Origin of the sequence: Streptomyces spiramyceticus (assembly GCF_028807635.1) — a bacterium.
GTDB classification, from domain to species: Bacteria; Actinomycetota; Actinomycetes; order Streptomycetales; family Streptomycetaceae; genus Streptomyces; species Streptomyces spiramyceticus.
In genome coordinates this window covers 2,515,084-2,541,296 of sequence record NZ_JARBAX010000001.1, presented here as the reverse complement: position 1 = coordinate 2,541,296, position 26,213 = coordinate 2,515,084, and the positions used below count along the sequence as shown (strand labels likewise).

Below are 26,213 nucleotides of genomic sequence, written 5' to 3'. Positions count from 1 at the left end.
GCGCCTCAGTTCTTGCGGTGGCCTATGAGGCGCGGTTTGGGCTCCAGGTTCTCCAGGCCGTGCCAGCACAGGTTCACCAGATGCGCCGCGACCTCCGCCTTCTTCGGCTTACGGACGTCCAGCCACCACTGGCCCGTCAGCGCGACCATCCCGACCAGGGCCTGGGCGTACAGCGGGGCCAGCTTCGGGTCGAAGCCGCGGGCCTTGAACTCCAGCCCCAGGATGTCCTCGACCTGCGTGGCGATATCGCTGATCAGGGATGCGAACGAGCCCGTCGACTGGGCCACCGGTGAGTCGCGGACCAGAATGCGGAAGCCGTCCGTGTACGTCTCGATGTAGTCCAGGAGGGCGAACGCGGCCTGTTCGAGGAGTTCGCGGGGGTGACCGGCCGTAAGGGCACCCGTGACCATGTCGAGCAGGCGCCGCATCTCCCGGTCGACCACGACGGCGTACAGGCCCTCCTTGCCGCCGAAGTGTTCGTACACGACAGGCTTGGAAACGCCGGCCTTCGCCGCGATCTCCTCCACCGACGTGCCTTCGAACCCCTTCTCCGCGAAGAGCGTGCGGCCGATGTCGAGCAGTTGTTCGCGGCGCTCCTTGCCGGTCATGCGGACGCGGCGCGCCCGTCGGCTGGGGGTGGGCCGGTTCTTCTCGCTGTTCGTACTACTGCCGTCGATCGCCACGTCGCCAATCATGCCGCTTCGGAGGGCTCACTCTTGCGCCGGGAGTCGATACGGTCCGCGCTCGGCCAGCGGACGTCGTACGCCCAGCCCGCCTTCTCGAACCAGCGGATCAGCCGCGCACTGGAATCGATCTGGCCCCTCATCACACCGTGCCGCGCCGAGGTGGGGTCGGCGTGGTGCAGGTTGTGCCAGGACTCGCCGCAGGAGAGCACGGCCAGCCACCACACGTTGCCCGACTTGTCGCGCGACTTGAAGGGGCGCTTGCCGACCGCGTGGCAGATGGAGTTGATCGACCACGTCACGTGGTGCAGCAGGGCCACCCGGACCAGAGAGCCCCAGAAGAACGCCGTGAACGCGCCCCACCAGGACATCGTGACCAGACCGCCGACGAGAGGGGGCAGGGCCAGGGAGAGGATCGTCCAGTAGACGAAGTCGCGCGAGACGCGGCGGATCGCCGGGTCCTTGATCAGGTCCGGCGCGTACTTCTCCTGCGACGTCTGCTCCTCGTCGAACATCCATGCGATATGGGCCCACCACAGGCCCTTCATCAGCGCGGGGAGCGTCTCGCCGAACCGCCAGGGCGAGTGGGGGTCGCCCTCCGCGTCGGAGAACTTGTGGTGCTTGCGATGGTCGGCGACCCAGCGGACGAGGGGTCCCTCGACCGCCATCGAGCCCATGATCGCGAGCGCGATGCGCAGCGGCCGCTTCGCCTTGAAGGAGCCGTGCGTGAAGTAGCGGTGGAAGCCGATCGTGATGCCGTGGCAGCCCAGGTAGTACATGAAGACCAGCAGGCCCAGGTCGAGCCAGCTCACTCCCCATCCCCAGGCGAGCGGCACGGCCGCCAGAAGGGCTACGAACGGAACGGTGATGAAGAGGAGGAGAGCCAGCTGCTCGATGGAGCGCTTGGACTCGCCACCGCGGGTGGCCAAGGGGGCCGATGCGTCGGTCGCCGCATTCGGGGCGTCTTCGAGCACGTCGGGACTTGTGGTCATGGGGTCCCCTGTGGGGTGAGGGTGTGTGTCTGTGTGGGTCTCATGCCAGGCTACGGTTGCGTAACCTACGGCGTCGTAAGTATGGCAGCGCTTTGCCCGGCGGCAAGAGGCCGCCGGTAACGGGTTCGCCCGTGCCGCCTATCCTGGGTGTCGTCGGACAGCGTGGTCCACAAACCTCCAGACGTGCTCAAACACTGCAAGGAGCCGCACCTGTGAGCAGTGCCGACCAGAACTCCAACACCAGCGCGGAGCTGCGTGCCGACATTCGCCGACTCGGCGATCTGCTGGGCGAAACGCTCGTCCGGCAGGAAGGGCCCGAGCTCCTCGAACTGGTCGAGCGGGTGCGTGCACTGACGCGCACCGACGGCGAGGCCGCCGCCGAACTGCTCGGCGACACCGACCTGGAGACCGCCGCCCGGCTGGTGCGCGCCTTCTCCACTTATTTCCATCTTGCCAACGTCACCGAGCAGGTGCATCGCGGGCGTGAGCTGCGGGTGAAGCGCGCGGAAGAGGGCGGCCTTCTTGCCCGTACGGCGGACAGGCTCAAGGACGCCGATCCCGAGCACCTGCGCTCCACGGTCAAGAACCTCAACGTCAGGCCCGTCTTCACGGCGCACCCGACCGAGGCTGCGCGCCGGTCCGTACTGAACAAGCTGCGTCGCATCGCCGAGCTGCTCGAAACCCCGGTCATCGCCTCCGACCGGCGTCGGCACGACCTCCGTCTGGCCGAGTCGATCGACCTCATCTGGCAGACGGACGAGCTCCGCGTCGTACGCCCGGAGCCCGCCGACGAGGCGCGCAACGCCATCTACTACCTGGACGAGCTGCACGCCGGCGCCGTCGGCGACGTCCTGGAGGATCTCGCCGCCGAGCTTGAGCGTGTCGGCGTCGAGCTGCCCGCCGAAACGCGGCCGCTGACCTTCGGCACCTGGATCGGCGGCGACCGCGACGGGAACCCGAATGTGACGCCCGCCGTCACCTGGGAAGTGCTGATCCTCCAGCACGAGCACGGGATCACCGACGCCCTGGAGCTCGTCGACCAGCTGCGCGGACAGCTGTCGAACTCCATCCGCTACACCGGCGCCACCGAGGAGCTGCTGTCCTCGCTCCAGGCCGACCTGGAGCGGCTGCCCATCAGCCCCCGCTACAAGCGGCTGAACGCCGAGGAGCCGTACCGGCTCAAGGCCACCTGCATCCGCCAGAAGCTCGTCAACACGCGCGAGCGCCTCGCCAAGGGCACCCCGCACCAGCCCGGCATCGACTACCTCGGCACCGGCGAGCTCATCGACGACCTGGCGCTCATCCAGACGTCGCTGCGCGAGCACCGTTGCGGCCTCTTCGCCGACGGCCGCATGGACCGTACGATCCGTACGCTCGCCGCCTTCGGGCTGCAGCTCGCGACGATGGACGTACGCGAGCACGCCGACGCGCACCACCACGCGCTCGGCCAGCTCTTCGACCGGCTGGGCGAGGAGTCCTGGCGGTACGCCGACATGCCGCGCGACTACCGGCAGAAGCTGCTCGCGAAGGAGCTGCGGTCGAGGCGTCCGCTGGCGCCGACGCCTGCGCCGCTGGACGCGGCCGGGGACAAGACGCTCGGCGTGTTCAGCACGATCAGGGAGGCGCTGGAGCGCTTCGGGCCCGAGGTCGTCGAGTCGTACATCATCTCGATGTGCCAGGGCGCCGACGACGTTTTCGCCGCCGCTGTGCTGGCGCGCGAGGCGGGTCTCGTCGACCTGCACGCGGGCTGGGCGAAGATCGGCATCGTGCCGCTCCTGGAGACCACGGACGAGCTGCGCGCCGCCGATGTGATCCTCGACGAGATGCTCGCCGACCCGTCGTACCGGCGGCTGGTCTCGCTGCGCGGCGACGTTCAGGAAGTCATGCTCGGGTACTCCGACTCGTCGAAGTTCGGCGGCATCACGACCTCGCAGTGGGAGATCCACCGCGCCCAGCGCCGCCTGCGTGACGTCGCGCACCGGTACGGCGTACGCCTGCGGCTCTTCCACGGCCGCGGCGGCACCGTCGGCCGCGGCGGCGGCCCCTCGCACGACGCGATCCTCGCGCAGCCGTGGGGCACGCTGGAGGGCGAGATCAAGGTGACCGAGCAGGGCGAGGTCATCTCCGACAAGTACCTGGTGCCGTCCCTGGCCAGGGAGAACCTGGAGCTGACGGTCGCCGCCACGCTCCAGGCGTCCGCGCTGCACACCTCGCCCCGCCAGTCCGACGAGGCGCTCGCGCGCTGGGACGCGGCAATGGACACGGTGTCCGACGCGGCCCACACGGCGTACCGGCGGCTCGTCGAGGACCCGGACCTGCCCGCGTACTTCTTCGCGGCCACCCCGGTGGACCAGCTCGCCGACCTGCACCTGGGCTCGCGCCCCTCGCGCCGCCCGGACAGCGGTGCGGGCCTGGACGGGCTCCGGGCGATCCCGTGGGTCTTCGGGTGGACGCAGTCGCGGCAGATCGTGCCGGGCTGGTTCGGCGTCGGGTCGGGCCTCAAGGCGCTGCGCGAGGCGGGCCTGGACACGGTCCTGGACGAGATGCACGAGCGCTGGCACTTCTTCCAGAACTTCCTCTCCAACGTGGAGATGACGCTCGCGAAGACCGACCTGCGCATCGCCGGTCACTACGTCGACACGCTCGTCCCGGACGACCTGAAGCACGTCTTCGAGACGATCCGCGCCGAGCACGAGCTGACGGTGGCCGAGGTCCTGCGCATCACGGGCGGCAAGCAGCTGCTCGACTCCAACCCGGTGCTCCAGCAGACGTTCGCGATCCGCGACGCCTACCTGGACCCGATCTCCTACCTCCAGGTCTCGCTGCTGGCCCGCCAGCGCGCGGCGGCCGAGCGGAACGAGGAGGCCGATCCGCTGCTGGCCAGGGCGCTGCTGCTCACGGTCAACGGCGTGGCGGCGGGCCTGCGCAACACGGGCTGAGCCCAGCCGGCGATGCAGACGCAGAACGGCGGTGGTCCTTTCGGACCACCGCCGTTCGCGTGCTCGTTTACCGGATTCAGTGGTTGCGGGCCGTGCGGCGTCGTGCCAGCAGGTAGCCGCCGCCGGCGACCAGAGCGGCCGCGATCGCCGAGAGCATGCCGACGGGCGCACCGCTGCCGGTCTCGGCCAGGTCGCCGCCGCCATTGCTGGACGGGGCCGGAGCGGGGTTCGCGGTCGAGGTCGGAGCAGCGGCGCCGGGCTTGTCCGGGGTCGCCTCGGAGGGCTCGGCGGTCGGCGCGCCCGAAGCGTCCTCGCCGGGCTTCTCGCCCGGCTTCTGGCCCGGCTCCTCGCCCGGCTTGACGTCGTCGCCCGGGCAGTCGGTCCAGAAGACCTTGTGCTTGGCCTTGCCGTGCTCGCCGTCGAAGTTCCAGAACAGCTTGTAGTGGCCGTCGGGGAGCGTGAGGTCCACGGTGCGCTCGTGACCGTCGGCGTCGAGCGTCAGCGAACCGGCCTTGACCTGCACGCCCTTGACGTCGGCGGTCGGGGCCCACGCCTCGATGCGCCACTCGACCTGCTGCCCGGCGTCAAAACCGAACGCGTCGAGGTAGAAGGTGCAGACGTGCGGCTCGTTCTTGCGGAGTTCTTCGCCGGTCTCGGCATCGTGGATTTTCACGGTGCCGTTGTCGCCGGGCGGGGTGGCGAACGCGGAGGGAGCGGCCAGCAGGGAGAAGGCCGCTGCCGTCACCACAGCGCCGATGGAAATACGAGTGCGCATGGGCAGTCCATCGTGAGAGGGGAGGGGTGCCGTGGGGGGCGGCTCAGCATCCTGTGAACGCACGGGACCGTCAAGGTGAGTTGTGACGCATCCGTACCGAGAACGACCACTTGCCCCGCTAGTCCTCGGTAACGATCGGGTGAATGCGAAACTCCGTTTGAGGAGCCGGAGTCAGAGCGCGAAGAACGACGCCGTCAGCAGCGCCCCGCCCGCCAGCGCCGCGCCCCACGCCAGCCGCGTCAGGCGCAGGCCGCCCGCGATCACCAGGGCCGCGAGGAGCAGGGCGCCGCCCAGCGGGATCCAGGCGTGGAGGATGCCGGGGGCTCCGGCGCGTACCGCTTCGGACGTGCCCGGCTTCAGGACCACCGGGAACTTCGCGCCCTTCTTGGTGCCGACCGACCTGTCGATGGTGACGGGGGAGCGGTCGGCCGCCGCAGGGTCCGCCGGGACGTACGGGCCCGTGCACGTCTCGTCGCCGCACTTGGCGACCGTCAGCGTGCCGTGCTCGCGGCCCTTGGAGAGCATGACGTGCTGGGCGGCGCCCCAGGAGGAGCGGACGCCGGCGACGAGCAGCAACAGGGCGACGCCGGCCATCGCCGCACGTCGGGCGTACAGGAGCGCTTGAGTCCGCTTCGTGGCCATGGAGGGCGATCCTTGGCCATCCGACCGCGCTCGGTCAACCTCTGGCCATGGATCGTGTCAGGAGTTGTACGTGGACTGCGCGCGTTCGAGGCCGTCGATGACCAGGCACTCCACCGCGTCCGCCGCCCGGTCCACCAGGTAGTCCAGCTCCTTGCGCTCCGTCGAGGAGAAGTCCTTCAGGACGAAGTCGGCCACCTGCATACGACCCGGCGGACGGCCGATGCCGAACCGCACACGGTGGTAGTCGGGGCCCATCGCCTTGGTCATCGACTTCAGACCGTTGTGCCCGTTGTCGCCGCCGCCCAGCTTCAGCCGCAGCGTGCCGTAGTCGATGTCCAGCTCGTCGTGGATCGCGACGATGTTCGCCGTCGGCACCTTGTAGAAGTCGCGCAGCGCGGTGACGGGACCGCCGGACAGATTCATGTACGACATCGGCTTGGCCAGCACCACACGGCGGTTGCCGGGGCCGGGCGGGCCGATGCGGCCCTCGACGACCTGGGCGCGGGCCTTGTGCGCCTTGAACTTCGCCCGCATCCGGTCGGCGAGGAGGTCGGCGACCATGAAGCCGACGTTGTGGCGGTTGGCCGCGTAGTCCGGCCCCGGATTGCCCAGACCCACAATGAGCCAGGGGTCGGCTGCGTCCGTCATCTGCATATCTCCTTCATACGCCAGCCGCCGTCCCGCGCGCTGCGGCGCGGGACGGCGGCTGGACGGTGCTGGGCCCGGGGGTACAGCGATGTCCGGGGAACAGCGGGGTTCAGACCGAGGCTCAGGCCTCGGCGCCCTCGGCGGCACCCTCGGCCGGGGCCTCCTCGGCCTGCGGGGCCAGGACCTGGATGACGATGGCCTCCGGGTCGGTGACCAGGGTGGTGCCCTCGGGCAGCGGAACGTCCTTGGCGTGGATCGAGGCACCGGCCTCAAGGCCCGCGATGGAGACCGTGACCGACTCGGGGATGTGCGTGGCCTCGGTCTCGACCGACAGCGTGTTCAGCACGTTCTCAAGGAGGTTGCCGCCCGGGGCCAGCTCGCCCTCGGTGTGCACGGCGACCTCGACCGTGACCTTCTCGCCCAGCTTGACCGCGAGCAGGTCGACGTGGGTGATGGTGCGCTTGATGGCGTCACGCTGGACGGCCTTGGGGATGACGAGCTCGGTCTTGCCGTCCACGTCGAGGCTCAGGAGCGCGTTGCTGGTCTTGAGCGCCATCATCAGCTCGTGACCCGGCAGCGTGACGTGTACGGGCTCGGCGCCGTGGCCGTAGATGACGCCCGGAACCTTGTTGGCGCGGCGGGTCTGACGGGCAGCGCCCTTGCCGAACTCGGTACGGACTTCAGCGGCGATCTTGATCTCAGCCATGGCTGCACTCCTCGCAGGTGACGAAAAACGGATGGGTCACCCGGCCACGAAACGGCCTGCTACGAAGAGCGCGTCGATAACGGATGCGCCGTACTGAATGAGTACGGCCTCCCTCGCCGAGCAACTCAGGGAGTCTACCCGGCGGGGAGGCCGTACCAGAAATCGATCTAGCTCAGGACCGGCCCGGAGCTGCTACGACTGCTCCTCGAAGAGGCTCGTGACCGAACCGTCCTCGAAGACCTCGCGCACCGCGCGGGCGATCGTCGGCGCCATCGAGAGCACCGTGATCTTGTCGAGCTCCAGCTCGCCCGGCGTCGGCAGCGTGTTCGTCAGTACGAACTCGCTGACCTTGGAGTTCTTCAGCCGGTCCGCCGCCGGACCCGAGAGGATGCCGTGCGTCGCGGTGACGATGACGTCCTCCGCGCCGTTGGCGAACAGCGCCTCCGCCGCCGCGCAGATCGTGCCGCCCGTGTCGATCATGTCGTCGACCAGGACGCACACGCGGCCCTTGACCTCACCGACGACCTCGTGGACGGTCACCTGGTTGGCGACGTCCTTGTCGCGGCGCTTGTGGACGATCGCCAGCGGCGCGTCCAGCCGGTCGCACCAGCGGTCGGCGACGCGCACACGGCCGGCGTCCGGGGAGACGATCGTCAGCTTGTTCCTGTCGACCTTCGCGCCCACGTAGTCCGCCAGCACCGGCAGAGCGGAGAGGTGGTCCACCGGGCCGTCGAAGAAGCCCTGGATCTGGTCGGTGTGCAGGTCGACCGTGAGGATGCGATCGGCGCCCGCGCACTTCAGCATGTCGGCGATCAGGCGGGCCGAGATGGGCTCGCGGCCACGGTGCTTCTTGTCCTGCCGGGCATAGCCGTACGACGGGATGATCACGGTGATGCTCCGGGCGGAGGCCCGCTTCAGAGCGTCGATCATGATCAGCTGTTCCATGATCCACTTATTGATGGGGGCCGTGTGGCTCTGGATCAGGAAGCAGTCGGCGCCGCGCGCCGACTCCTGGAAACGGACGTAGATCTCACCATTGGCGAAGTCGAAAGCCTTCGTCGGCACGAGGCCGACACCCAACTGGTGCGCAACCTCCTCGGCCAGCTCGGGGTGGGCGCGGCCGGAGAAGAGCATCAGCTTCTTCTCGCCGGTCGTCTTGATCCCGGTCACAGCACTGTCTCCTCAGACGTGATTCATTGCTGCTGCGCCCGCACGCCTTGGAATCGCATACGAGCCAGCCGAATTGTGTGCACCTATCACGGTACGCCGTCGGGGGCGCACCTGTTTCCGGTCAGCTGTCGGCTTCGGCCTCGTCGGCCGCCGCCTGAGCCGCCTGTGCGGCAGCGCTTCCCGGACGCTTGCGAGCCACCCAGCCCTCGATATTCCGTTGCTGCCCACGGGCAACGGCGAGCGAGCCGGGCGGCACATCCTTGGTGATGACGGAGCCGGCGGCGGTGTACGCGCCGTCCCCGACCGTGACAGGCGCCACAAACATGTTGTCCGAGCCCGTCCGGCAGTGGGAGCCGATCGTGGTGTGGTGCTTGGTCTCGCCGTCGTAGTTCACGAAGACGCTCGCGGCGCCGATGTTCGTGTGGTCGCCGATGGTCGCGTCCCCGACGTACGAGAGGTGCGGCACCTTCGTGCCCTCGCCGATCACGGCGCTCTTCATCTCCACGTACGCACCGGCCTTGGACTTCGGACCGAGCATGGTGCCGGGCCGCAGATACGTGTACGGGCCGACCGTCGCCCCCTCGCCGACCTCCGCGCGGTCCGCCACCGTGTTGTCGACGCGGGCGTCCTTGCCGACGACCGTGTCCTTGAGGCGGGTGTTGGGGCCGACCTCGCAGCCCTCGCCGAGGTGGGTCGCACCGAGCAGCTGGGTGCCGGGGTGGACGACCGAGTCCTGGTCGAACGTCACCGTCACGTCGATGAACGTCGACGCCGGGTCGATCACCGTCACGCCGCTGAGCATCGCGCGCTGGAGAAGCCGGACGTTGAGCAGCCTGCGCGCCTCGGCGAGCTGCACGCGGTTGTTGATGCCCAGGATCTCCCGGTGGTCGGCGGCGACCGCCGCGCCCACCCGGTGCCCGGCCTCGCGCAGGATGCCGAGGACGTCCGTGAGGTACTCCTCGCCCTGGCTGTTGTCCGTACGGACCTTGCCGAGCGCGTCGGCCAGCAGCCGGCCGTCGAAGGCGAAGACGCCCGAGTTGATCTCGCTGATCGCGCGCTGCGTCTCGGTCGCGTCCTTGTGCTCGACGATCGCGGTGACGGCGCCGGTGGCCTCGTCCCGTACGATCCGGCCGTACCCCGTGGAGTCGGGGACCTCGGCGGTCAGCACGGTGCAGGCGTTGCCGTCGGCGGCGTGCGTGCGCGCGAGCTCGGTGAGGGTCTCGCCGGTCAGCAGCGGCGTGTCGCCGCAGACGACGACCACGGTCCCGTGGATCCCGCCGCCGAGCTGCTCCAGGCCCATCCGGACGGCGTGTCCGGTGCCCTTCTGCTGCTCCTGCACGGCGGTACGGGCCTCGGGGTCGATCTCGCCGAGGTGCGCAGCGACCTGCTCGCGGGCGTGGCCGACGACCACGACGAGGTGCTCGGGGTTCAGTTCGCGGGAGGCGGCGACGACGTGCCCGACGAGCGAGCGCCCGCTGATCTCGTGCAGAACCTTGGGGGTGGCCGACTTCATGCGGGTGCCCTCACCCGCTGCGAGGACGACGACGGCGGCCGGATTGGCGCTCACGGTGATGCCCTTCGGCTTCGGGTGGTGGACACCCGCAGGATACCGGGGGGCCTCAGGACCGAAACGCGCGCGGGTCCTGACCGGTGTGGTCAGGACCCGTATCGATGAGCTGTCGATCACCTCTCGGTGAGCTCCCCTGCCAGGACTCGAACCCGGACATAAGGCACCAAAAGCCTCAGTGCTGCCAATTACACCACAGGGGAATAAGGCGGCCGGGCGACCCAAAACGGACGATGTGTCAGGCCGACGGCTTGGCTGCAAACACTATGCCGTAACACCGGCCTTCAATGCGACGGGCTCCCGGCCCGACCGTGCTCGCCCGGTATCCGGATATTGAGTGGCGCCCGCCCGTAGGGTGGATGGCATGACCGCAACGGGGGCAGACCAGGAGGCCACGGGCATGACCGCCCGGCGCTACTGGTGGTGGGAGCGGCGCCGCAGCGTCGTGCTGGATGTGGGGCTGGCGCTGCTTTCGGCGCTGGAGTGTGCGCTGGAAGGTGTGAGGTTCGCGGGGAACGCGGGACTGCCGGTCCCGCTGGGGGTCGCCTTCGGGGTGGCCGCGGGCTCCGTGCTGCTCGTACGGCGGCGCTGGCCGATCGCCGTGGTCCTGGTGTCCATCGCCGTGACACCGGCCGAGATGGCCTTCCTGATGGGCATCGTGTCGCTGTACACGCTGGCCGCTTCGGAGGTGCCGCGCCGGATCACCGTGGTGCTGGCGGGGATGTCCCTCGCAGGGACGCTGATCGTGACGTACGTACGGACCCAGCAGGACGTCGCGAACGCCACGGACGGGGACTTCGATCCCGGGCCCTGGTACGTGCCGGTGGTGTCGCTCTTCCTTTCGCTCGGACTGACCGGCCCGCCGGTGCTCTTCGGGCTCTATATAGGGGCCCGGCGGCGGCTGATGGAGAGCCTGAGGGAGCGTGCGGATTCGCTGGAGAGGGAGCTGTCGCTGCTCGCCGACCGGGCGGAGGAGCGGGCCGAATGGGCGCGTACGGAGGAGCGGACCCGTATCGCGCGGGAGATGCACGACGTCGTCGCGCACCGGGTGAGCCTGATGGTGGTGCACTCGGCGGCGCTTCAGGCGGTGGCGCTGAAGGACCCCGCGAAGGCAGTCAAGAACGCGGCGCTGGTCGGTGACATGGGCCGCCAGGCGCTGACGGAGCTGCGCGAGATGCTCGGGGTGCTGCGGTCCGGCGACCGTGCGAAGCCGGTGAACACGGCGGTCCCGCTTGCGTCGGTCGGCGCGGCGGCTGCGGCGGCCGCGTCGTCCTCCGCCGAGGCGGTGGAGGACGGGCCGTGCCTGGCCGAACTGGACGCCCTGGTCGGGCAGTCCCGGCAGGCCGGGATGGTGGTGGAACTCACGGTGGAGGGCGACCCCGTTCCGTACGGGGCTCGGGTCGAGCAGACGGCGTACCGCGTGGTGCAGGAGGCCCTGACGAATGTGCACAAGCACGCGGCGGGCGCGAAGACATGGGTGCGGCTCGCGCACCGCGGCTCCGAGGTGGCCATGCAGGTCGAGAACGGCCCCTCCGACGGCGGCACGGCCGACGCGGGCCTGCCGAGCGGTGGGAACGGTCTGGTGGGGATGCGGGAGCGGGTGACGGCACTGGGAGGCGTATTCGTGTCCGGGCCGACGGATGCGGGCGGCTTCCGGGTGTCGGCAGTGCTCCCGGCGCGGGGCTAGGGGTGCGGGGTGGTTCTTCCCCTGCCCGCCCCTTCCCGGCTGTGACATTTGCGGCTGCCGCCGCGTGAGGGAGCAAGCCCTCAGACCCCCGGGCACTTTCAGCCTCTCCGGCGTTTGAGGAGCGGGGTCTGGGGCGGAGCCCCAGTTCGGGAAGGGGCGGGTAGGGGAAGCGCCGCAGGCGTCCCGCACCCCTACGCCGGGGCCAGTCGGCTCGGCTGGGTGCCGGTTACCAGGGTCGACAGGGCCTGGTCCAGGTCGGCGCCCAGGTACCAGTCGCCCGTGTGGTCCAAGGCGTAGACCCGCCCCGCCGAATCGATGGCGAGCACCGCCTGCCCGTCACCCCCTTCGCTGCCGAGCTCCGTGCCGAGCGGGCACACCTCCGTGCCCAGCGCGCGCCCGAGGTCGGCGAACGTACGGGCGTGGTGCAGCCCCCCGAGCGGGTCGAGACGTACCGGCGTCGGCGCGATCTGGCGGCCGGGGCCCGGCGCCGCGATGTACAGTCCGCCGAATTCGGCCCACGCCTCGACCGCCGCGGGGAAGACGCTGTGCTGGTGGCCGGCCGGGGACAGGTGCGCGCGCAGGGTGTCCGCCCAGTGCTCCGCCTGCCTTATGTCCCACCGCCCCGGCTGCCAGCCGGCGGCACGCAGGGCGGCGTCGACGGCCACGGGAAAGCGCGTGGTGTTGGTGTTGAGGTTGGGTCCCGGCATCGGCGGCGGGTCAGCCCTTCTCTGCGATGGTCACGGTGGGGTCTACGGGGCGTACGCCGAAATGGGCGAGCATCGGCGTACAGGAGCGGCAGGGCGGGGCGTAACTGCCGTGCAGCGGGTCGCCGTCCTCGCGGATGTGGCGCGCGGTGAGCTTCGAGTGCTTGAGCGAGCGCCGGGCGTCGCCGGGCGTGAGCGGCTTGCGGGAGGCGCGCTTGGAGCGGGACGCCTCGGCGGCGGTGATGTGCCGAGAGAGGAGGATGGCCTCGGGGCAGCGGCCGGTGAAGCGTTCGCGCTGGCCGCTGGTGAGCGTGTCGAGGAAGTCCTGGACAAGCGGGTGCAGCGCGGGCGGCTGGTCCCCCTTGCCCGCCGTACAGGTGAGGGTGTCGGCGCCACGCACGGAGAGCGCTGCGGCGACCGTCGGCAGGATGCCGTCGCGGCGGTGGAGCAGCATCGGCGGGCGGGCGGCCTCGGTGCTGCTCCAGCTGAGGCGGGGGTCGCCGGACGGGTGCGCTCCGGGGCCCGGCGTGCCGGACGTGCCCGGTGTGCCGTGTGTGCCCGGCGGGCGCTGCGTGCCCGGTGTGCTCGGCTCCGACGTGTGTGAAGTGACGGTGATGTCCTTTTGTGCCGTGTGCATGGTGGTGCTCCCCTCCGTGCCCGCGGCGCTGGCCGCCGGTGTGCACGCCCCCGCGTTGCTGGGACAGCCTGCCAAATGTGACCAGTGGTGCGGAAGCTGGGGCGGTGAACCGTGCGCGGACGTCGCCCAGTGGTGACGCGGGCGTGACGGTTCGTTACGCAAGGCGAGGGGCGGGACCCCTCGTTGTCCCACCGCATAGGCTGTGCGAACCAGCCAGATGCAGCAGGGGGCAACCGCCATGACGACAGGTCGGCTCGGGCAGCAAGCCGCGCCACCGAACGCGGCCTACGCCGGGCAGGTCGTGCACTTCCCGGACCCCGTCCGGGCCTCCCGCCACCCCAAGGGTGTGCGCGTGGACGAGGACGGCTACCCGGTTTTCTCGCCGTACGCACGTGCCGCCGCGGAGATCGCGGAGCCCCCGGAGGGCTTCGGCGTGGACGAACTGCGCGTCACCGATTACGTGTCCGCCAATGCGGCGCTGGCCGCCGACGGCCACGAGCTGTGGGACACCGTCCCGGCGGTCGCGACCCCGCACGGCTGGACCTGGCACCACGTACCGGGCACGCGGCGCATGGAGTTGGTACCGGTCGAGGTGAAGGCGTTGCTGCGTCACCACGGCGGGCTCACGACGGCCGCCGTGGACCAGGACAAGCGCGGCACGCGCCCGTTGCCGGAGACCCGGCCGGTCCATTTCGGACTGCCGAAGGGTTCCGTATCGGTGAGCGAGCAGCAGATCCTGGGCGTGGAGGAAGACCTCGGATATCGGCTGCCCGGCGCGTACCGCTCGTTCCTGAAGGCGGCGGGCGGCTGCGCACCGGTGGGTGCGGCGCTGGACGCGGAGCTGGGGCTGCTGGTCGACCAGCCGTTCTTCACGGTGCGCGACGAGGCGGCGGTCAATGACCTGGTGTACGTCAACAAGTGCCTGCGCGACCACATGACGAAGGACTACCTGGGCGTCGCCTTCGTGCAGGGCGGCCTGCTGGCGGTGAAGGTCAGGGGCGGCGGAACCGGCTCGGTGTGGTTCGTCGCGTACGACGACGCGCGGGACCGCGACGGCTGGACGGTGCACGAGCGCGTGGAGCGGCTGCTGCTGCCGTGCGGCGACGACTTCGACGCGTTTTTGCAGCGGCTCGCGGGCAACCCGCCGGAGCTGGAGACCGTGGCGAACCTGATGGTGGACGGCGGCTTCGCGCGCGCCGTCCCCGTACCGAACGAGGGGTGAGCGCGATGGTGACGTTCGCGCAGGCGCAGGAGCGCGCGGAAGAGTGGGTCAACGGGGACGTACCTGCGCCGTCGCACCGTGAGGTGCGGGTGCGCGAGTTCGAACTCGGCTTCGTGGTCTGGGCGGAGGACCGCGCGGACGGCCCGACCTCGGACGGCGGGCGCCAGCGCCTCGTCATCGCCCGGGACAGCGGCGAGGCCACCCTGTGGCCCGGCCTGCCGGTGGGTGAGGTGATCCGCCGGTACGAGGAGGAGTACGGGACGCCGGATACGTCACCGGCGGACGACGCGGGCCCGCCGCCGGCGCAGCGGATAGACCTGGAACAGACGTCGTTCCTGCTGACGCCGCCGGAGTGGCTCCAGGACGCGGCAGACAAGATGGGCATTCCGGACCACCGGCGCGGGGATGCGGGTGCGGATGAGGCCGACTCCGGTGTCGGTGCGGGTACGGGTACGGGCGTGCCTGCGGGTTCGCTTCCGCCTGCGGCGGGCGGTAGTTGGGCGGACTCCGTCAGCGGGGGCGCGGCTTCGCCTTCGGCGGGCGGCCGCGCAGGCATTGGCACTGACGCGTCGGCCGGTGCCGGTGCCGGTGCCGCAGGCCCGTCTTCGTCCGGCGGGGCTGGGGTCAACGCGCCGCAGGCAAGCGCCGGTTCGTCTTCGGGCGGTGGTAGCTGGGCCGGTGGCGTGGCGGCTGACGGATCTTACGGCGTCGGCGCTGCGGGTTCCTCCTCGGCCGGAGCTGGGCCCGGTGCCAACGACCCGCAGGGCAGCGCTGGTTCGCCGTCCGCCGATGGCGACTGGCCCCTTGCAGGCTCCGTGGGTCCGGCGTCCTCCGGTGACGGCTGGGCAGGTGCCGGGGCAGGCTCGGGTGGGAGTGAGAACGCTTCGCAGGCCGAGCACGGGTCCGGGGGGACTCCCTGGCCCACCGCAGGAGGCTCGCAGGGCGGCTACGACCCCAGCGCCTCCGCAGACGTGCCCGCCGGGGCCACCCCCTGGGCCGGTACGGACACCAACGGGGCCGGGGACGACATGTCAGTTCCGCTTCCGGCCACCGTTTTCGCGCCGCCGCTCTCCGGCTCCGACGATGACGACACCCCGCCGCCCGGCGTGGCGCCGGAGGCCAAGACGGCGCTGATGTCGGGTGGGAGCCAGTTGCCCTCGACTGCGATCGCCCCGGCCGTTCCGGGTGCGCAGCCGCCCGCGTCGCCCGCCTCGCCCTCGTTGCCCCAGTCGCCCGCGGGGTCGGCCGAGGCCCGGGACATCGCCGACGCCGCGACCAGCAAGGCCGCCATGCCGCCGCGCGGTCCTCGGGGCGGCGGTTCTACGACTCCGCCGCCGCCCGGCGCCCCCGGTACGCCGGGTGCGCGGCCGGGTGCGGTTCCGCCGCCGTCGGGGCCGGGTACGCCCGGTGCCCCGGCAGGTGGGTACGTACCGACCCAGCTCGTATCGGCGCTCGACCCCGACGGGCCGAAGCCGCCGGGTGCGCCCGGTGCGCCCACGCCGCCTCCGGGTGGCGGTGTCCACCAGGCGGCGACGATGTTTGCCGACCCGAGCCAGGGCGGTGGCATGCCGGGGGCTCCGCAGCCCCCCGGTCCTCCTGGTGCGCCTACGCCGCCTCCGGGTGGGGGCGTTCACCAGGCGGCGACGATGTTTGCCGACCCGAGCCAGGGCGGCGGCATGCCCGGGGCTCCGCAGCCTCCCGGCCCGCCCGGTCCTCCCCGCGCGCCCGGTACGCCCGGTGCTCCGCAGCCCCCCGGCCCTCCCGGTGTTCCGGGTGCCCCCCAGCCTCCCGGCCCTCCCGGCGGTGGTGTGCATCACGCGGCGACCATGCTGGCCGGGCCCGGCCAGGTCGGGCCGCCGCCGGGTGCTCCCCGGCCCCCGGGTCCGCCCGGTGCGCCCGGGACACCGCCCGGCGCCGCGCCCCAGCCGCCCATGGCTCAGGCACCCATGCCCCAGCAGCCGCATGCCCCCCAGGCTCCGCAGCCCCAGGCGTACGGCTACCCGCAGCCGCCCGCGCCCACCGGTGTGCCGACCGTCGGCCCCGGCTACCAGGCCGTACTGCGCTACCGCGCGCAGGACGGCAGCGAGCAGCAGCTCATCCGCCGCTCCGCGCCCGGTACGCCGCACCCCGAGTGGCAGATCCTGCACGAGCTGCGCGCCATGAACGTGCCGCCGCAGCAGGTGCTCGAACTGCACACCGAGCTGGAGTCGTGCGAGCTGCCCGGCGGTTACTGCGCCCGTATGATCCGCGAGACCTGGCCCCAGGTGCGGATCACGAGCGTCGCGCCGTACGGCACCGATCACGCCAGCCGCCAGCAGGGCATGCAGCATCTCCTCACCCACCAGGGCGAGTTGCACCAGGTCGCGGACGGCCCGGCGCGACCCGCGCCGGTACGGGTGCCGCTGCCGCACCCCGGCCAGCTGATGCAGGCGCCGCCGATCCCGCCCGAGGGGGTCGCGCACGAGCTGGCGGGGGCCTTCGGACCGCAGGGCATCTTCCGCTTCGACCAGGCCGCCGTATCGCGTCAGGGCGTACCGGAGATCGTGGGGCGCACGCTCGTCTGGGCGGGCCTGCCGATCGACTTCGGGCCGTTCTTCTGGGCGCAGGCGGTGCCGGGGCAGCCGGTCCCGACGCTGGCCGAACTCGCCGCCCAGCGCGGGGTGCAGCCGGCCTCGGACGCGGGCTCGTACCTCGTCATGGGCAGCGACTTCGGACGCGCGATCTGCGTTCAGTACGGTACGGCGAACATCGTCGCCGTACCGGTGGAGGCGGGCCCCGGCGGCCGGCCCGTACCGCCGCAGTTCGTGAACACCGGGCTGCCCGAGTTCGCGCGCTCGCTGGCCCTGCTCGGCCGGATGTGGCGACTGCGCTTCGGGCTCACGCCGGAACAGGCGGGCCGCTGGACGGTCGACTTCCAGGCGCAGCTCGCCGCGCTGGACCCGGCGGCGCTGTCGTCGCCGGAGAGCTGGTGGTCGGTGCTGCTGGAGCAGATGTGGGACGGCCTGATCTGACCGGCCGACCCGGCTGAGGTGTGTACGTACGACTGAGGCGCTCGACCCCCGCGGAATGGGTCGGGCGCCTCGGTCAATTGCAACCCACGATCCGATCAAGCCATCCCTTTCCGATTTCTGACAACAAATCACGCACCCTTGACCGGATGAGTCGGGCGGAGTGTCGCGTTATGAGCACTTCATCTTGATCCGTCAAGATTGCGCGGACTGCGTTGTGTGTCGGAGAGAGGCTTCAAGGATGAATGCATCGGTTTCACCGTCACCTCACGGCTTCGTCGTCGTACGAGGCCGCGGCTACCGCCAGGAACAGGTGGAACGCCAAGTCGCCCGGCTCTCCCGGGACCGCGACGCCGCGTGGGAGCGCGCAGCGCGCCTCACCGTCCTCGCAAGGGACATGGAGGCCGAGGCGGCCGAGGTCGGCCAGCGGGCGGCAGGGCTCGCCCCGCAGACGTACGAGAGCCTTGGCGAGGGCGCCCAGAACCTCCTCGCGGTGGTCGAGGAGGAAGTCGCGGCGGTGGCCGTCGCCGCACGCGACGACGCGCAGGCGCTGCACGACGCGGCCGAGACGGAGGCCGCCAAGATCCGGGACGCGGCGCGTGCGTACGCCGACAAGGTGCTGGCGGACGCCGAGGCCTGCGCCCAGCAGCTCCTCAACGCCGCACAGGCCACCGCCGACGAGGCCCGGATCGGCGCACGCCGGTACGTGAAGGAGCTGCGGAGCGAGGCGGTCGGGACGCTGAAGGAAACCCGGCAGCGTACGGCCGCCCTGCTCGCCGCCCAGCGCGAGGAACACGCCGAGCGGTGGGAGGCCGTGGGCCGCGAACTCGCGGGTCACCAGGCCCTGTTCGACGCCCGTCACGCCGAGCTGACGGCGCACGCCGAGGGCGTTCTGGCGGATGCCAAGCGTGCCCTGGCCGAGGCTGAGGAGGCGGCCCGCCACGGCCAGGAGGACGCGGAGGCGCAGGCGGCGGAACTGCTGGCGCAGGCCCGGGTGAGCGAGGAGCGCATCGCACGCGAGACGGAACGCATCCTGCGCGAGCACGAGGAGGCCGGCGAGGAGATGCAGGCCCACATGACCCATGTACGCACCAGCCTGGCCACTCTGACGGGCCGGGCGACGGCAGAGGGGTGACCAGGTCCGACGAGGAGGGGGCGGCGGCCCTGGTCCGACGAGGTCCGACCAGGGCGTGTCCGGCGGATCAGGCCGGCTTCAGGGTGCGGCGCCATCTCAGCGCAGATGTGCGTGCCAAGCCCCGCGGCCCAGGCATGATCCGCCGGACACGCCCCAGGGCCGCCCGGAGTCGTCACCGGCTGCCGCCCCCCGCCCCGGCCAGGATCCACGCCTCCACCGCCTCGTACTGGCGCCGCTGATCGCCGGATGTGCGGCGGCTCAGGAACGTACCCAGCCAGCCCATGAAGAAGCCGAACGGGATCGAGACCAGGCCCGTCGTGGTGAACGGGTACCAGTTGAAGTCCTGGGCGGGGAACACCGAATGGGGTGATCCCGAGACCAGGTTGGTGCCCGTGATCAGGACGAAGACGCACAGCGTGCCGCCGATGAGGGTGCACATCAGGCCGGTGCGCGTGAAGCGGCGCCAGAAGAGGCTGTAGACCAGGGCGGGGGCGAGGGCGGATGCGCCGATGCAGAAGGAGAGAGCGACGAGCGGCTGTACGTTCCAGTGGCGGGCCAGGACCGCGAGGACGATCGCGGGGAGGCCGACTCCGACCGCAGCCGCCCTGGCCACGCCCATCTCGGTCGCGTCCCGCACGAGGGATGTGCGGACGCCGTGGACGAAGAGGTCGTGGGCCAGCGAGTTCGCGCACGCCAGGATCATGCCCGCGACCGAGGCGAGGAGGGTGAGGAAGATCGCGGTGGTCACGGACGTGAAGATCAGGGTTTCGAGGGCGGACGCGTCGGTGCCCACCAGGGCCTGAGTGACCAGCAGGATCGAGGTGTTGCCCTGCGGGTCGTGCGTAGTGATCGTCGGGCGGCCGACGAGCGCCGCCGCGCCGAAGCCGATCACCGTGATGAGCAGGCAGAAGAAGACGACGACCGAGACCGCCCAGGACATCGAGCGGCGTACGGCGAGTGCGTTGCGCGAGCTGTACATGCGCATCGTGATGTGGGGGAGGCAGGCGGCGCCCAGGACGACCGTCAACTCCGAGCTGATCATGTCGAGTTCGTTGCCGCCGAACTGGAGCCCCGACCTCAGGTAGGCGTCGCCCGCGCCGCTGCCGTCCCTGGCCGCGCCCAGCAGTCCCCCTGCGCTCCAGTCGAAGTGATTGAGGACGAGGACGGCGACCGCAACGCCCGCGCCCAGCAGGAAGACGGTTTTGATGATCTGGATGAGGGCGGTGCCCTTCATGCCCCCGATGGCGGCGTAGCTGATCATCAGTACGCCCAGGAGGACGATGCAGCTGGTCCTGAATCCCGAGCCCTCGAAGCCCAGGATGAAGGAGAGCAAGTGACCGGCGCCGGCGAGCTGTACGACCATCAGGGGGAGCAGCGCGGCGAGCGTGACGGCGCTGGCCGTGATGCGTACGGCGCGGCTCGGCGCGCGGCGGGCGAGGGCGTCGCCCATGGTGAACCGGCCCGCGTTGCGCAGGGGTTCGGCCAGCAGAAACATCAGGAGTACGAGGGAGACTGCCGTGCTCAGGGCCAGTACGACGCCGTCGTAGCCGGTGAGTGAGATGACGCCGATCGTGCCGAGGACGGTGGCCGCCGAGATGTAATCGCCCGCTATGGCGAGGCCGTTGCGCATGGGGGAGAGGGAGCGGTAGCCCGTGTAGAACTCGGCGAGGTCGTCGCGGTCGGGCCCGGTCATCACGCACATCAGCAGCGTCACTGTGGCCACCGCGATGAAGGCGACCAGAGAGATTTCCTGCGTGGAGTCGCTGAATCCGGTCACCGGGCCGCTCCCCGCGACGCTTGATTGCGGAGGTTCTCGGAGAGCGGGTCGACTCTGCGGCGGGCGGACTTCTCGTACACCGTTATGGCCACGAGCGTGACGGGGAGCTGGCAGAGGCCGAGCAGCAGACCGGTGTTGAGGCCGCCCGGCAGCTCGCTGCCCATCAGGTCGGGCGCGTAGCCGGAGAGGATCAGGAAGAGCGTGAAGTAGCCGAGGGCGGTGAGGGTGGCGACGCGGCGCAGGCGGCGGTACGCCGAACGCAGTTGGCGCAGGTCGCTGTGGTGGCCGGGCATGCCGGGGTGTGCGGGGACGGGCTGCGGCGGTACGGGTGGGACAGGCTTGGAGCTTTGCCAGGGGTACAGGTATTCCGGGTAGTGCGGCATGTACGGGCTTCTCCTTGCGCGGCTGGTACCCGAGCGGGGTGCAGGGAGGAGCGCGACCGGGGCCGGGAGCGGCGGCGGGGCGCTGTGGGGTCGCGTACGTTACCCAGGGGTAGTCGCCCCGGCGAGCCTTTCGTACGAACTGGCGCCGGGAATCAGGCAGTTACCTCGGGTAATGAGACGCTCCCGAAACCTTACTGGTGGTAACGGGTCGAGGAGGCCCGTTTCAGTCGACCGGTTTGTCTTCTCCCAGGACAGGAAAGCGGCGCGGCGCGACAAAGACGAGCACGAGCAGAGCGACGCCCGCCGCGATCGCCGCGCCCACGTAGACATGGTCGACGGCGGTGTCCACGGCCCGCCGCAGATAGTCGGCGGCCTCTGCGGTGAGCGAGTCCGGATCGCCCAGCGCGTGCGAGACGGAATCGAGGTCGTCTGGCAGCCCGTTGTGTATCCCGTCGGGCGCGGCGGCGAGCTTTGAAGCGAGGGTGGCATTGGCGATCGCGCCGAAGAGGGCCGCGCCGACGGACTGGCCCACCTGCCGGCAGAAGAGGACCGACGCGGTCGTCGTGCCGCGCTCCGACCAGCCCACCGTCGACTGGACGCCGACGATCAGGGGCAGCTGGAAGAGACCGAGCGCCGCGCCGAGCAGCAGCATGATCAGGGCGGGCTGCCACGCGGCGCCCGGGAACGGCAGCAGCGGGAAGGCGAGCAGGATCAGCGTCGAGCAGCCGATGCCGATGATCGCGGTCAGCCGGAAGCCGATGCGGTTGTACGCGTGCTGGCTCAGCGCGGCGGAGACCGGCCAGCTCAGCGTCATGATCGATAGAACGAAACCGGCGGCGATCGGGCCGAGACCGAGGACCGACTGGGCGTAGGTGGGCAGGAACACGGTCGGCGCGACCATGAGGAGGCCGAGCGCGCCGAGGGCGAGATTGACGGCAGCGATGGTGCGCCTGCGCCACACCCACCCCGGGATGATCGGCTCGGCTGCGCGGCGTTCTATGACGACGGTCGCGGCGGCGAGAAGCGCGCTCCCGCCGAACAGGGCCAGGGAGGGCGCGGAGAGCCAGGGCCAGGCGACGCCGCCCTGGACGAGGGCGAAGAGCAGCAGGCCGCCGCAGGCGAACACGGCCAGGGCGCCCGCCCAGTCGATACGGGGGCGGGTGGCCGTACGCGACGCCGTACGGGCGCCCTCGTGCAGGTGGCGGGCGATGAGCCAGAGGGCGACGCCGCCGACCGGCAGGTTGACGAGGAAGATCCAGCGCCAGTCGGCGTAGGCGGCGAGCAGCCCGCCGAGCGCCGGGCCCGCGACGGCCGACACGGCCCACACGGTCGACAGCTTCGCCTGGATCTTCGGGCGTTCCTTGAGGGGGTAGAGGTCGGCGGCGATGGTCTGGACGGTGCCCTGGATGGCGCCGCCGCCCAGGCCCTGGACGATACGGAAAGCGATCAGGCTGCCCATGTTCCAGGCGCAGGCGCAGAGGAGCGAGCCGAGGAGGAACAGGGCTATGCCCGCGATCAGGACGGGCTTGCGGCCGAAGGTGTCGGAGAGCTTTCCGTACACCGGGAGGGTGACGGTCACGGCGAGGAGATAGCCGGAGAACAGCCAGGAGAAGATGGCGAATCCGCCCAGGTCGCCGACGATCTGGGGGACGGCGGTGGAGACGATCGTGCCGTCGAGGGCGGCCAGTGCCATGCCGAGCATGAGCGCGGCGACGACCGGGCCGCGACGGGCGGTGCGTAGCGGGCCGGTGCTGTCCGTGCCGCCCGTGCCGTCCGGACTGCCGGCGCCGCCCGTGCCGCCCGTGCTGCCGGTAGTGCCCGCAGTGCCGCTTGCGCCGCTCACCAAGATCCCTTCACCGTGCACGTATCTGGCTCTCGACACCTTCTCACCCGCAGGTCGCGCAGCGGGAGGGTCCGTCGTCCCCGAGTGCGGGTCCACCTGAGGGTGGAGAGCCCCTAGGGGGATCTCCTTACTTCTGGCCAGGGGGCGTTCGTCCCGGTGGAGGACGAGGAGGGCGGGGTCCGCTCCTTAGCTTGTTCCTACGGCTGTTCGCAGACTCGACGTGCTCGATCGACGACCTAGGAGACCTACCGTGACAACGGCCATGACCATGAGCAGGCAAGAGGGCGCCGGCGGGCGTACGGCCGTTGCCGCGAGGGCGCGGCAGGTCGTCAAGGCGTACGGGGCGGGGGAGACCCGCGTCGTCGCGCTCGACAACGTCGATGTGGACATCAACCGGGGGCAGTTCACCGCCATCATGGGCCCGTCCGGCTCCGGCAAGTCGACGCTGATGCACTGCCTGGCCGGCCTGGACACCGTGACGTCGGGCGAGATCCATCTCGACGAAACCGAGATCACCAAGCTCAAGGACAAGAAGCTCACGCAGCTGCGCAGGGACCGGATCGGCTTCATATTCCAGGCCTTCAACCTGCTGCCGACTCTCAACGCCCTGGAGAACATCACGCTGCCGATGGACATCGCGGGCCGCAAGCCGGACGCAGCGTGGCTGAACAGGGTGGTGGAGACGGTCGGTCTCGGGGACCGCCTCAAGCACCGGCCGACGCAGCTGTCCGGCGGCCAGCAGCAGCGAGTGGCCGTGGCGCGGGCCCTCGCCGCCCGCCCCGAGATCATCTTCGGCGACGAGCCGACCGGAAACCTCGACTCCCGGGCGGGAGCGGAGGTGCTGGACTTCCTGCGCACGTCGGTCGACGAGCTGGGCCAGACCATCGTGATGGTCACCCATGACCCGGTCGCCGCTTCGTACGCGGACCGGGTGCTGTATCTCGCGGACGGCCGGATCGTCGACGAGATGTTCTCCCCGACCGCCGAGCAGGTCCTCGACAGGATGCGGTGCTTTTCTGGGGGACGCCCCCAGACCCCCGACTTCGACGCGCGCGGGCGGACGTCATGACCGTCCTCAGGACCTCCATGCGCAACTTCGTCGCGCACAAGGGACGGATGGCGCTCTCCGCCGTCGCGGTCCTCCTCTCGGTGGCGTTCGTGTGCGGCACGCTCGTCTTCACCGACACCATGAACACGACGTTCGACAAGCTCTTCGCCGCGACCGCGGCCGATGTCACCGTCAGCCCCAAGTCCGCCGAGGTCGGCGACGACGAGGGCCCGCGGACCGGCAGGCCCGAGGCGCTGCCCGCTTCCGTAGTCCGGCAGGTGGCGAAGGCGGACGGAGTGAAGTCCGCCGAAGGCGCCGTGACCAGCATGTCCGTGACCGTCGTCAACAGCGACAACAAGAACATGGGCTCCGACACCGGCGCCCCGACGATCGCCGGCAACTGGACGCAGAACGACCTCAAGGCCATGGAGATCACCTCGGGACACGCCCCGCGCGGGCCCACCGAGGTGATGGTCGACTCCGACACCGCGGACAAGCACGGCCTGAAGCTGGGCGACGAGCTGCGGACCATAGCCGTCACCGGCGACTTCACTGCCAAGATCTCCGGCATCGCCTCCTTCAAGGTGACCAACCCGGGCGCGACCGTCGTGTACTTCGACACCGCCACCTCGCAGCAGAAGCTGCTGGGCACGCCGGACACCTTCACGCACATCGCGGTCACCGCCGAACAAGGCGTCAGCGACACCCAGTTGAAGCAGGACGTCGCGAGCGCGCTCGGTGCGCCCGGAGACTCGGCGGCGTACAAGCTCCAGACCGCGAAGGAGGCCGCCGACTCGGGCCGTGAGGACGTCGGCTCCTTCCTCGACGTGATGAAGTACGCGATGCTCGGCTTCGCCGGAATCGCCTTCCTCGTCGGCATCTTCCTGATCGTCAACACCTTCTCGATGCTGGTCGCCCAGCGCACCCGCGAGATCGGCCTGATGCGGGCCATCGGCTCCAGCCGCAAGCAGATCAACAGGTCCGTGCTGGTGGAGGCGCTGCTGCTGGGCATCGTCGGTTCGGTCGCCGGTGTCGGCGCCGGTGTCGGTCTCGCCGTCGGCCTCATGAAGCTCATGGGCTCCATGGGCATGGAGCTGTCCACCGAGGACCTGACCGTGGCCTGGACGACCCCGGCCGTCGGACTCGCGCTCGGCATCGTCGTCACCGTCGTCGCCGCCTACATCCCCGCCCGCCGGGCCGGCAAGGTCTCCCCGATGGCCGCGCTCCGCGACGCCGGGACTCCGGCGGACGCCAAGGCAGGGTGGATACGGGCCGGGATCGGCCTGGTCCTGACCGGTACGGGTGGCGTGCTGCTCTACCTGACGGCGCAGGCGGACAAGGCGAGCGTCGGCGCGCTGCTCCTCGGCGGCGGTGTCGTACTCACTCTCATCGGCTTCATCGTTGTCGGACCGCTGCTCGCCGGCGGTGTGGTGCGGGTACTCAGCGCCCTCGTGCTGCGGATGTTCGGCCCCGTCGGCCGGATGGCCGAACGCAACGCCCTGCGCAACCCCCGGCGTACGGGAGCGACCGGCGCGGCCCTGATGATCGGCCTCGCGCTGGTGGCGTGCCTGTCGGTGGTCGGCTCCTCGATGGTCGCGTCGGCGACGGACCAGCTCGACAAGTCGGTCGGCGCGGACTTCATCGTCCGCAGCGGCCCCAGCGGGCCGATCGTGCCCGAGGCGGAAAAGGCGCTGCGCGCCGTCCCCGGCATCGAGCACTTCACCAGCTACAAGGGCATCGAGGCCGAGCTGACCGCCCCCGACGGCACGTCGGAGGAGACGGAGCTGGCCGCCGCCGACCCGACGTACACCAGCGACCTGCGGCGCGAGACCGTCGCCGGTGAACTGTCGGCGGCGTACGGCAAGAACGCCATGTCCGTCGGCGACACGTACGCCAAGAAGCACGGCATCAAGGTCGGCGACGAGATGACGGTCGCCTTCAAGGGCGGCGAGACCGCGAAGCTCAAGATCGCGGCGATCACCTCGGACGACACGGACGTCGACGAGGGCGCGATGTACACCAACATCACGACCGCCGCTCAGTACCTGTCGGCCGACAGGATGCCGCTGAACCCGGTCATGTATGCGAAGGCGGTGGAAGGCAAGGAGGAAGCCGCGTACGCCGCGCTCAAGGACACGCTGTCCGAGTACCCGCAGTACAAGGTGCAGAACCAGGCCGACTTCAAGCAGGACCTCAAGGACCAGGTCGGCCAGCTGCTCAACATCGTCTACGGCCTGCTGGCCCTCGCGATCATCGTCGCGGTGCTGGGCGTGGTGAACACGCTGGCCCTGTCGGTCGTCGAGCGGACCAGAGAGATCGGCCTGATGCGGGCCATCGGCCTCTCGCGCCGCCAGCTGCGCCGCATGATCCGCCTGGAGTCGGTGGTCATCGCCCTGTTCGGCGCCCTGCTGGGCCTCGGCCTGGGCATGGGCTGGGGCACGTCGGCGCAGAAGCTGCTGGCCCTGGAGGGCCTGGGCATCCTGGACATCCCGTGGCCGACGATCATCACGGTCTTCGTGGCCTCGGCCTTCGTGGGCCTGTTCGCGGCGCTGGTCCCGGCGTTCCGGGCGGGGCGGATGAACGTACTGAACGCGATCGCCACGGATTAGCGGGGCGGAACGGGGTACGGGGGGGCGGTACGGGGGCG

At 70.7% G+C, this 26,213-nt stretch carries 20 protein-coding genes and 1 tRNA gene; 7 read left to right on the top strand and 14 right to left on the bottom strand.

Annotated features, from left to right (window positions below):
- Positions 1–5 precede the first annotated feature (5 nt).
- Entirely contained in the window at positions 6–695 is a 690-nt protein-coding gene (locus PXH83_RS11340) for a TetR/AcrR family transcriptional regulator (protein ID WP_274559430.1), read from the bottom strand.
- Positions 692–1,675 carry an acyl-CoA desaturase gene (locus tag PXH83_RS11335; protein WP_274559428.1) on the bottom strand — a complete coding sequence of 328 codons (984 nt, stop codon included), beginning with the start codon at positions 1,673–1,675 and terminating at the stop codon, positions 692–694. The genes PXH83_RS11340 and PXH83_RS11335 overlap by 4 nt, the downstream gene beginning before the upstream one ends.
- 212 nt (positions 1,676–1,887) lie before the next feature.
- On the opposite strand from PXH83_RS11335, the gene ppc reads away from it, so the two are divergent.
- The gene (gene ppc / locus PXH83_RS11330; RefSeq protein ID WP_274559426.1) at positions 1,888–4,614 is read left to right on the top strand and encodes a phosphoenolpyruvate carboxylase; all 2,727 of its coding nucleotides are present in this window, start codon (positions 1,888–1,890) and stop codon (positions 4,612–4,614) included.
- A gap of 76 nt (positions 4,615–4,690) precedes the next feature.
- On the opposite strand, the gene PXH83_RS11325 is transcribed toward ppc, so the two are convergent.
- From PXH83_RS11325 to PXH83_RS11295, 7 genes are all read right to left on the bottom strand, one after another.
- Positions 4,691–5,389: an LPXTG cell wall anchor domain-containing protein gene (locus PXH83_RS11325; RefSeq protein ID WP_274559424.1), complete on the bottom strand. Its 699-nt coding sequence runs from the start codon at positions 5,387–5,389 to the stop codon at positions 4,691–4,693.
- 171 nt (positions 5,390–5,560) lie between these two features.
- Positions 5,561–6,031, bottom strand: a complete 471-nt coding sequence (locus tag PXH83_RS11320) for a hypothetical protein (protein ID WP_274559422.1) — start codon at positions 6,029–6,031, stop codon at positions 5,561–5,563.
- A 57-nt stretch (positions 6,032–6,088) separates the two neighbouring features.
- Positions 6,089–6,679: an aminoacyl-tRNA hydrolase gene (pth, locus tag PXH83_RS11315; RefSeq protein ID WP_214919621.1), complete on the bottom strand. Its 591-nt coding sequence runs from the start codon at positions 6,677–6,679 to the stop codon at positions 6,089–6,091.
- A gap of 121 nt (positions 6,680–6,800) precedes the next feature.
- Complete coding sequence (locus PXH83_RS11310; protein WP_274559419.1) at positions 6,801–7,385, bottom strand: 50S ribosomal protein L25/general stress protein Ctc; 585 nt, start codon at positions 7,383–7,385, stop codon at positions 6,801–6,803.
- A 192-nt stretch (positions 7,386–7,577) separates the two neighbouring features.
- A complete protein-coding gene (locus PXH83_RS11305) occupies positions 7,578–8,555 on the bottom strand; it encodes a ribose-phosphate diphosphokinase (protein WP_274559417.1) in 978 nt (325 codons plus the stop codon).
- Between the two features lie 121 nt (positions 8,556–8,676).
- Positions 8,677–10,122 (bottom strand): bifunctional UDP-N-acetylglucosamine diphosphorylase/glucosamine-1-phosphate N-acetyltransferase GlmU, encoded by a 1,446-nt coding sequence (gene glmU / locus PXH83_RS11300; protein ID WP_274559415.1) that lies wholly within the window; start codon positions 10,120–10,122, stop codon positions 8,677–8,679.
- A 131-nt stretch (positions 10,123–10,253) separates the two neighbouring features.
- Positions 10,254–10,325, bottom strand: a tRNA-Gln gene (locus PXH83_RS11295).
- Positions 10,326–10,486: 161 nt separating this feature from the next.
- Here PXH83_RS11295 and PXH83_RS11290 point away from each other — a divergent pair.
- The gene (locus PXH83_RS11290) at positions 10,487–11,809 is read left to right on the top strand and encodes a sensor histidine kinase (RefSeq protein ID WP_274559414.1); all 1,323 of its coding nucleotides are present in this window, start codon (positions 10,487–10,489) and stop codon (positions 11,807–11,809) included.
- A 191-nt stretch (positions 11,810–12,000) separates the two neighbouring features.
- Here PXH83_RS11290 and PXH83_RS11285 read toward each other — a convergent pair whose 3' ends face one another.
- Complete coding sequence (locus tag PXH83_RS11285) at positions 12,001–12,516, bottom strand: SUKH-3 domain-containing protein (RefSeq protein ID WP_274559412.1); 516 nt, start codon at positions 12,514–12,516, stop codon at positions 12,001–12,003.
- Positions 12,517–12,526: 10 nt separating this feature from the next.
- The gene (locus tag PXH83_RS11280; RefSeq protein WP_274559410.1) at positions 12,527–13,150 is read right to left on the bottom strand and encodes a YwqJ-related putative deaminase; all 624 of its coding nucleotides are present in this window, start codon (positions 13,148–13,150) and stop codon (positions 12,527–12,529) included.
- A 238-nt stretch (positions 13,151–13,388) separates the two neighbouring features.
- Here PXH83_RS11280 and PXH83_RS11275 point away from each other — a divergent pair, with 238 nt between their 5' ends.
- The 3 genes from PXH83_RS11275 (at position 13,389) to PXH83_RS11265 (ending at position 18,515) form a co-directional block, all read left to right on the top strand.
- Positions 13,389–14,372 (top strand): SMI1/KNR4 family protein, encoded by a 984-nt coding sequence (locus PXH83_RS11275; RefSeq protein ID WP_274559408.1) that lies wholly within the window; start codon positions 13,389–13,391, stop codon positions 14,370–14,372.
- 5 nt (positions 14,373–14,377) lie between these two features.
- Entirely contained in the window at positions 14,378–17,383 is a 3,006-nt protein-coding gene (locus tag PXH83_RS11270; protein ID WP_274562777.1) for an SUKH-4 family immunity protein, read from the top strand.
- 238 nt (positions 17,384–17,621) lie between these two features.
- On the top strand, positions 17,622–18,515 hold the full coding sequence (locus tag PXH83_RS11265; RefSeq protein WP_274559406.1) for a coiled-coil domain-containing protein: 894 nt from the start codon (positions 17,622–17,624) through the stop codon (positions 18,513–18,515).
- A gap of 172 nt (positions 18,516–18,687) precedes the next feature.
- On the opposite strand, the gene PXH83_RS11260 is transcribed toward PXH83_RS11265, so the two are convergent.
- The 3 genes from PXH83_RS11260 to PXH83_RS11250 all read right to left on the bottom strand — a co-directional run bounded on the left by PXH83_RS11260 (position 18,688) and on the right by PXH83_RS11250 (position 22,518).
- On the bottom strand, positions 18,688–20,292 hold the full coding sequence (locus tag PXH83_RS11260; RefSeq protein ID WP_274559404.1) for a sodium/solute symporter: 1,605 nt from the start codon (positions 20,290–20,292) through the stop codon (positions 18,688–18,690).
- Positions 20,289–20,675, bottom strand: a complete 387-nt coding sequence (locus tag PXH83_RS11255) for a DUF485 domain-containing protein (RefSeq protein ID WP_274559402.1) — start codon at positions 20,673–20,675, stop codon at positions 20,289–20,291. The genes PXH83_RS11260 and PXH83_RS11255 overlap by 4 nt, the downstream gene beginning before the upstream one ends.
- A 223-nt stretch (positions 20,676–20,898) precedes the next feature.
- Positions 20,899–22,518, bottom strand: a complete 1,620-nt coding sequence (locus PXH83_RS11250) for an MFS transporter (protein ID WP_420803147.1) — start codon at positions 22,516–22,518, stop codon at positions 20,899–20,901.
- Between the two features lie 262 nt (positions 22,519–22,780).
- Between PXH83_RS11250 and PXH83_RS11245 the strand changes: the two genes are divergently transcribed.
- Entirely contained in the window at positions 22,781–23,587 is an 807-nt protein-coding gene (locus PXH83_RS11245) for an ABC transporter ATP-binding protein (RefSeq protein ID WP_274559400.1), read from the top strand.
- On the top strand, positions 23,584–26,175 hold the full coding sequence (locus PXH83_RS11240) for an ABC transporter permease (RefSeq protein ID WP_274559398.1): 2,592 nt from the start codon (positions 23,584–23,586) through the stop codon (positions 26,173–26,175). The genes PXH83_RS11245 and PXH83_RS11240 overlap by 4 nt, the downstream gene beginning before the upstream one ends.
- Positions 26,176–26,213: the final 38 nt, after the last annotated feature.

Coding starts and splice junctions, on each gene's coding strand:
- PXH83_RS11340 (WP_274559430.1), bottom strand. CDS start 695: ATGATTGGCGACGTGGCGATCGACGGCAGTAGTACGAACAGCGAGAAG.
- PXH83_RS11335 (WP_274559428.1), bottom strand. CDS start 1,675: ATGACCACAAGTCCCGACGTGCTCGAAGACGCCCCGAATGCGGCGACC.
- PXH83_RS11325 (WP_274559424.1), bottom strand. CDS start 5,389: ATGCGCACTCGTATTTCCATCGGCGCTGTGGTGACGGCAGCGGCCTTC.
- PXH83_RS11320 (WP_274559422.1), bottom strand. CDS start 6,031: ATGGCCACGAAGCGGACTCAAGCGCTCCTGTACGCCCGACGTGCGGCG.
- pth (WP_214919621.1), bottom strand. CDS start 6,679: ATGACGGACGCAGCCGACCCCTGGCTCATTGTGGGTCTGGGCAATCCG.
- PXH83_RS11310 (WP_274559419.1), bottom strand. CDS start 7,385: ATGGCTGAGATCAAGATCGCCGCTGAAGTCCGTACCGAGTTCGGCAAG.
- PXH83_RS11290 (WP_274559414.1), top strand. CDS start 10,487: ATGACCGCAACGGGGGCAGACCAGGAGGCCACGGGCATGACCGCCCGG.
- PXH83_RS11285 (WP_274559412.1), bottom strand. CDS start 12,516: ATGCCGGGACCCAACCTCAACACCAACACCACGCGCTTTCCCGTGGCC.
- PXH83_RS11280 (WP_274559410.1), bottom strand. CDS start 13,150: ATGCACACGGCACAAAAGGACATCACCGTCACTTCACACACGTCGGAG.
- PXH83_RS11275 (WP_274559408.1), top strand. CDS start 13,389: ATGACGACAGGTCGGCTCGGGCAGCAAGCCGCGCCACCGAACGCGGCC.
- PXH83_RS11270 (WP_274562777.1), top strand. CDS start 14,378: ATGGTGACGTTCGCGCAGGCGCAGGAGCGCGCGGAAGAGTGGGTCAAC.
- PXH83_RS11265 (WP_274559406.1), top strand. CDS start 17,622: ATGAATGCATCGGTTTCACCGTCACCTCACGGCTTCGTCGTCGTACGA.
- PXH83_RS11255 (WP_274559402.1), bottom strand. CDS start 20,675: ATGCCGCACTACCCGGAATACCTGTACCCCTGGCAAAGCTCCAAGCCT.
- PXH83_RS11245 (WP_274559400.1), top strand. CDS start 22,781: ATGACCATGAGCAGGCAAGAGGGCGCCGGCGGGCGTACGGCCGTTGCC.
- PXH83_RS11240 (WP_274559398.1), top strand. CDS start 23,584: ATGACCGTCCTCAGGACCTCCATGCGCAACTTCGTCGCGCACAAGGGA.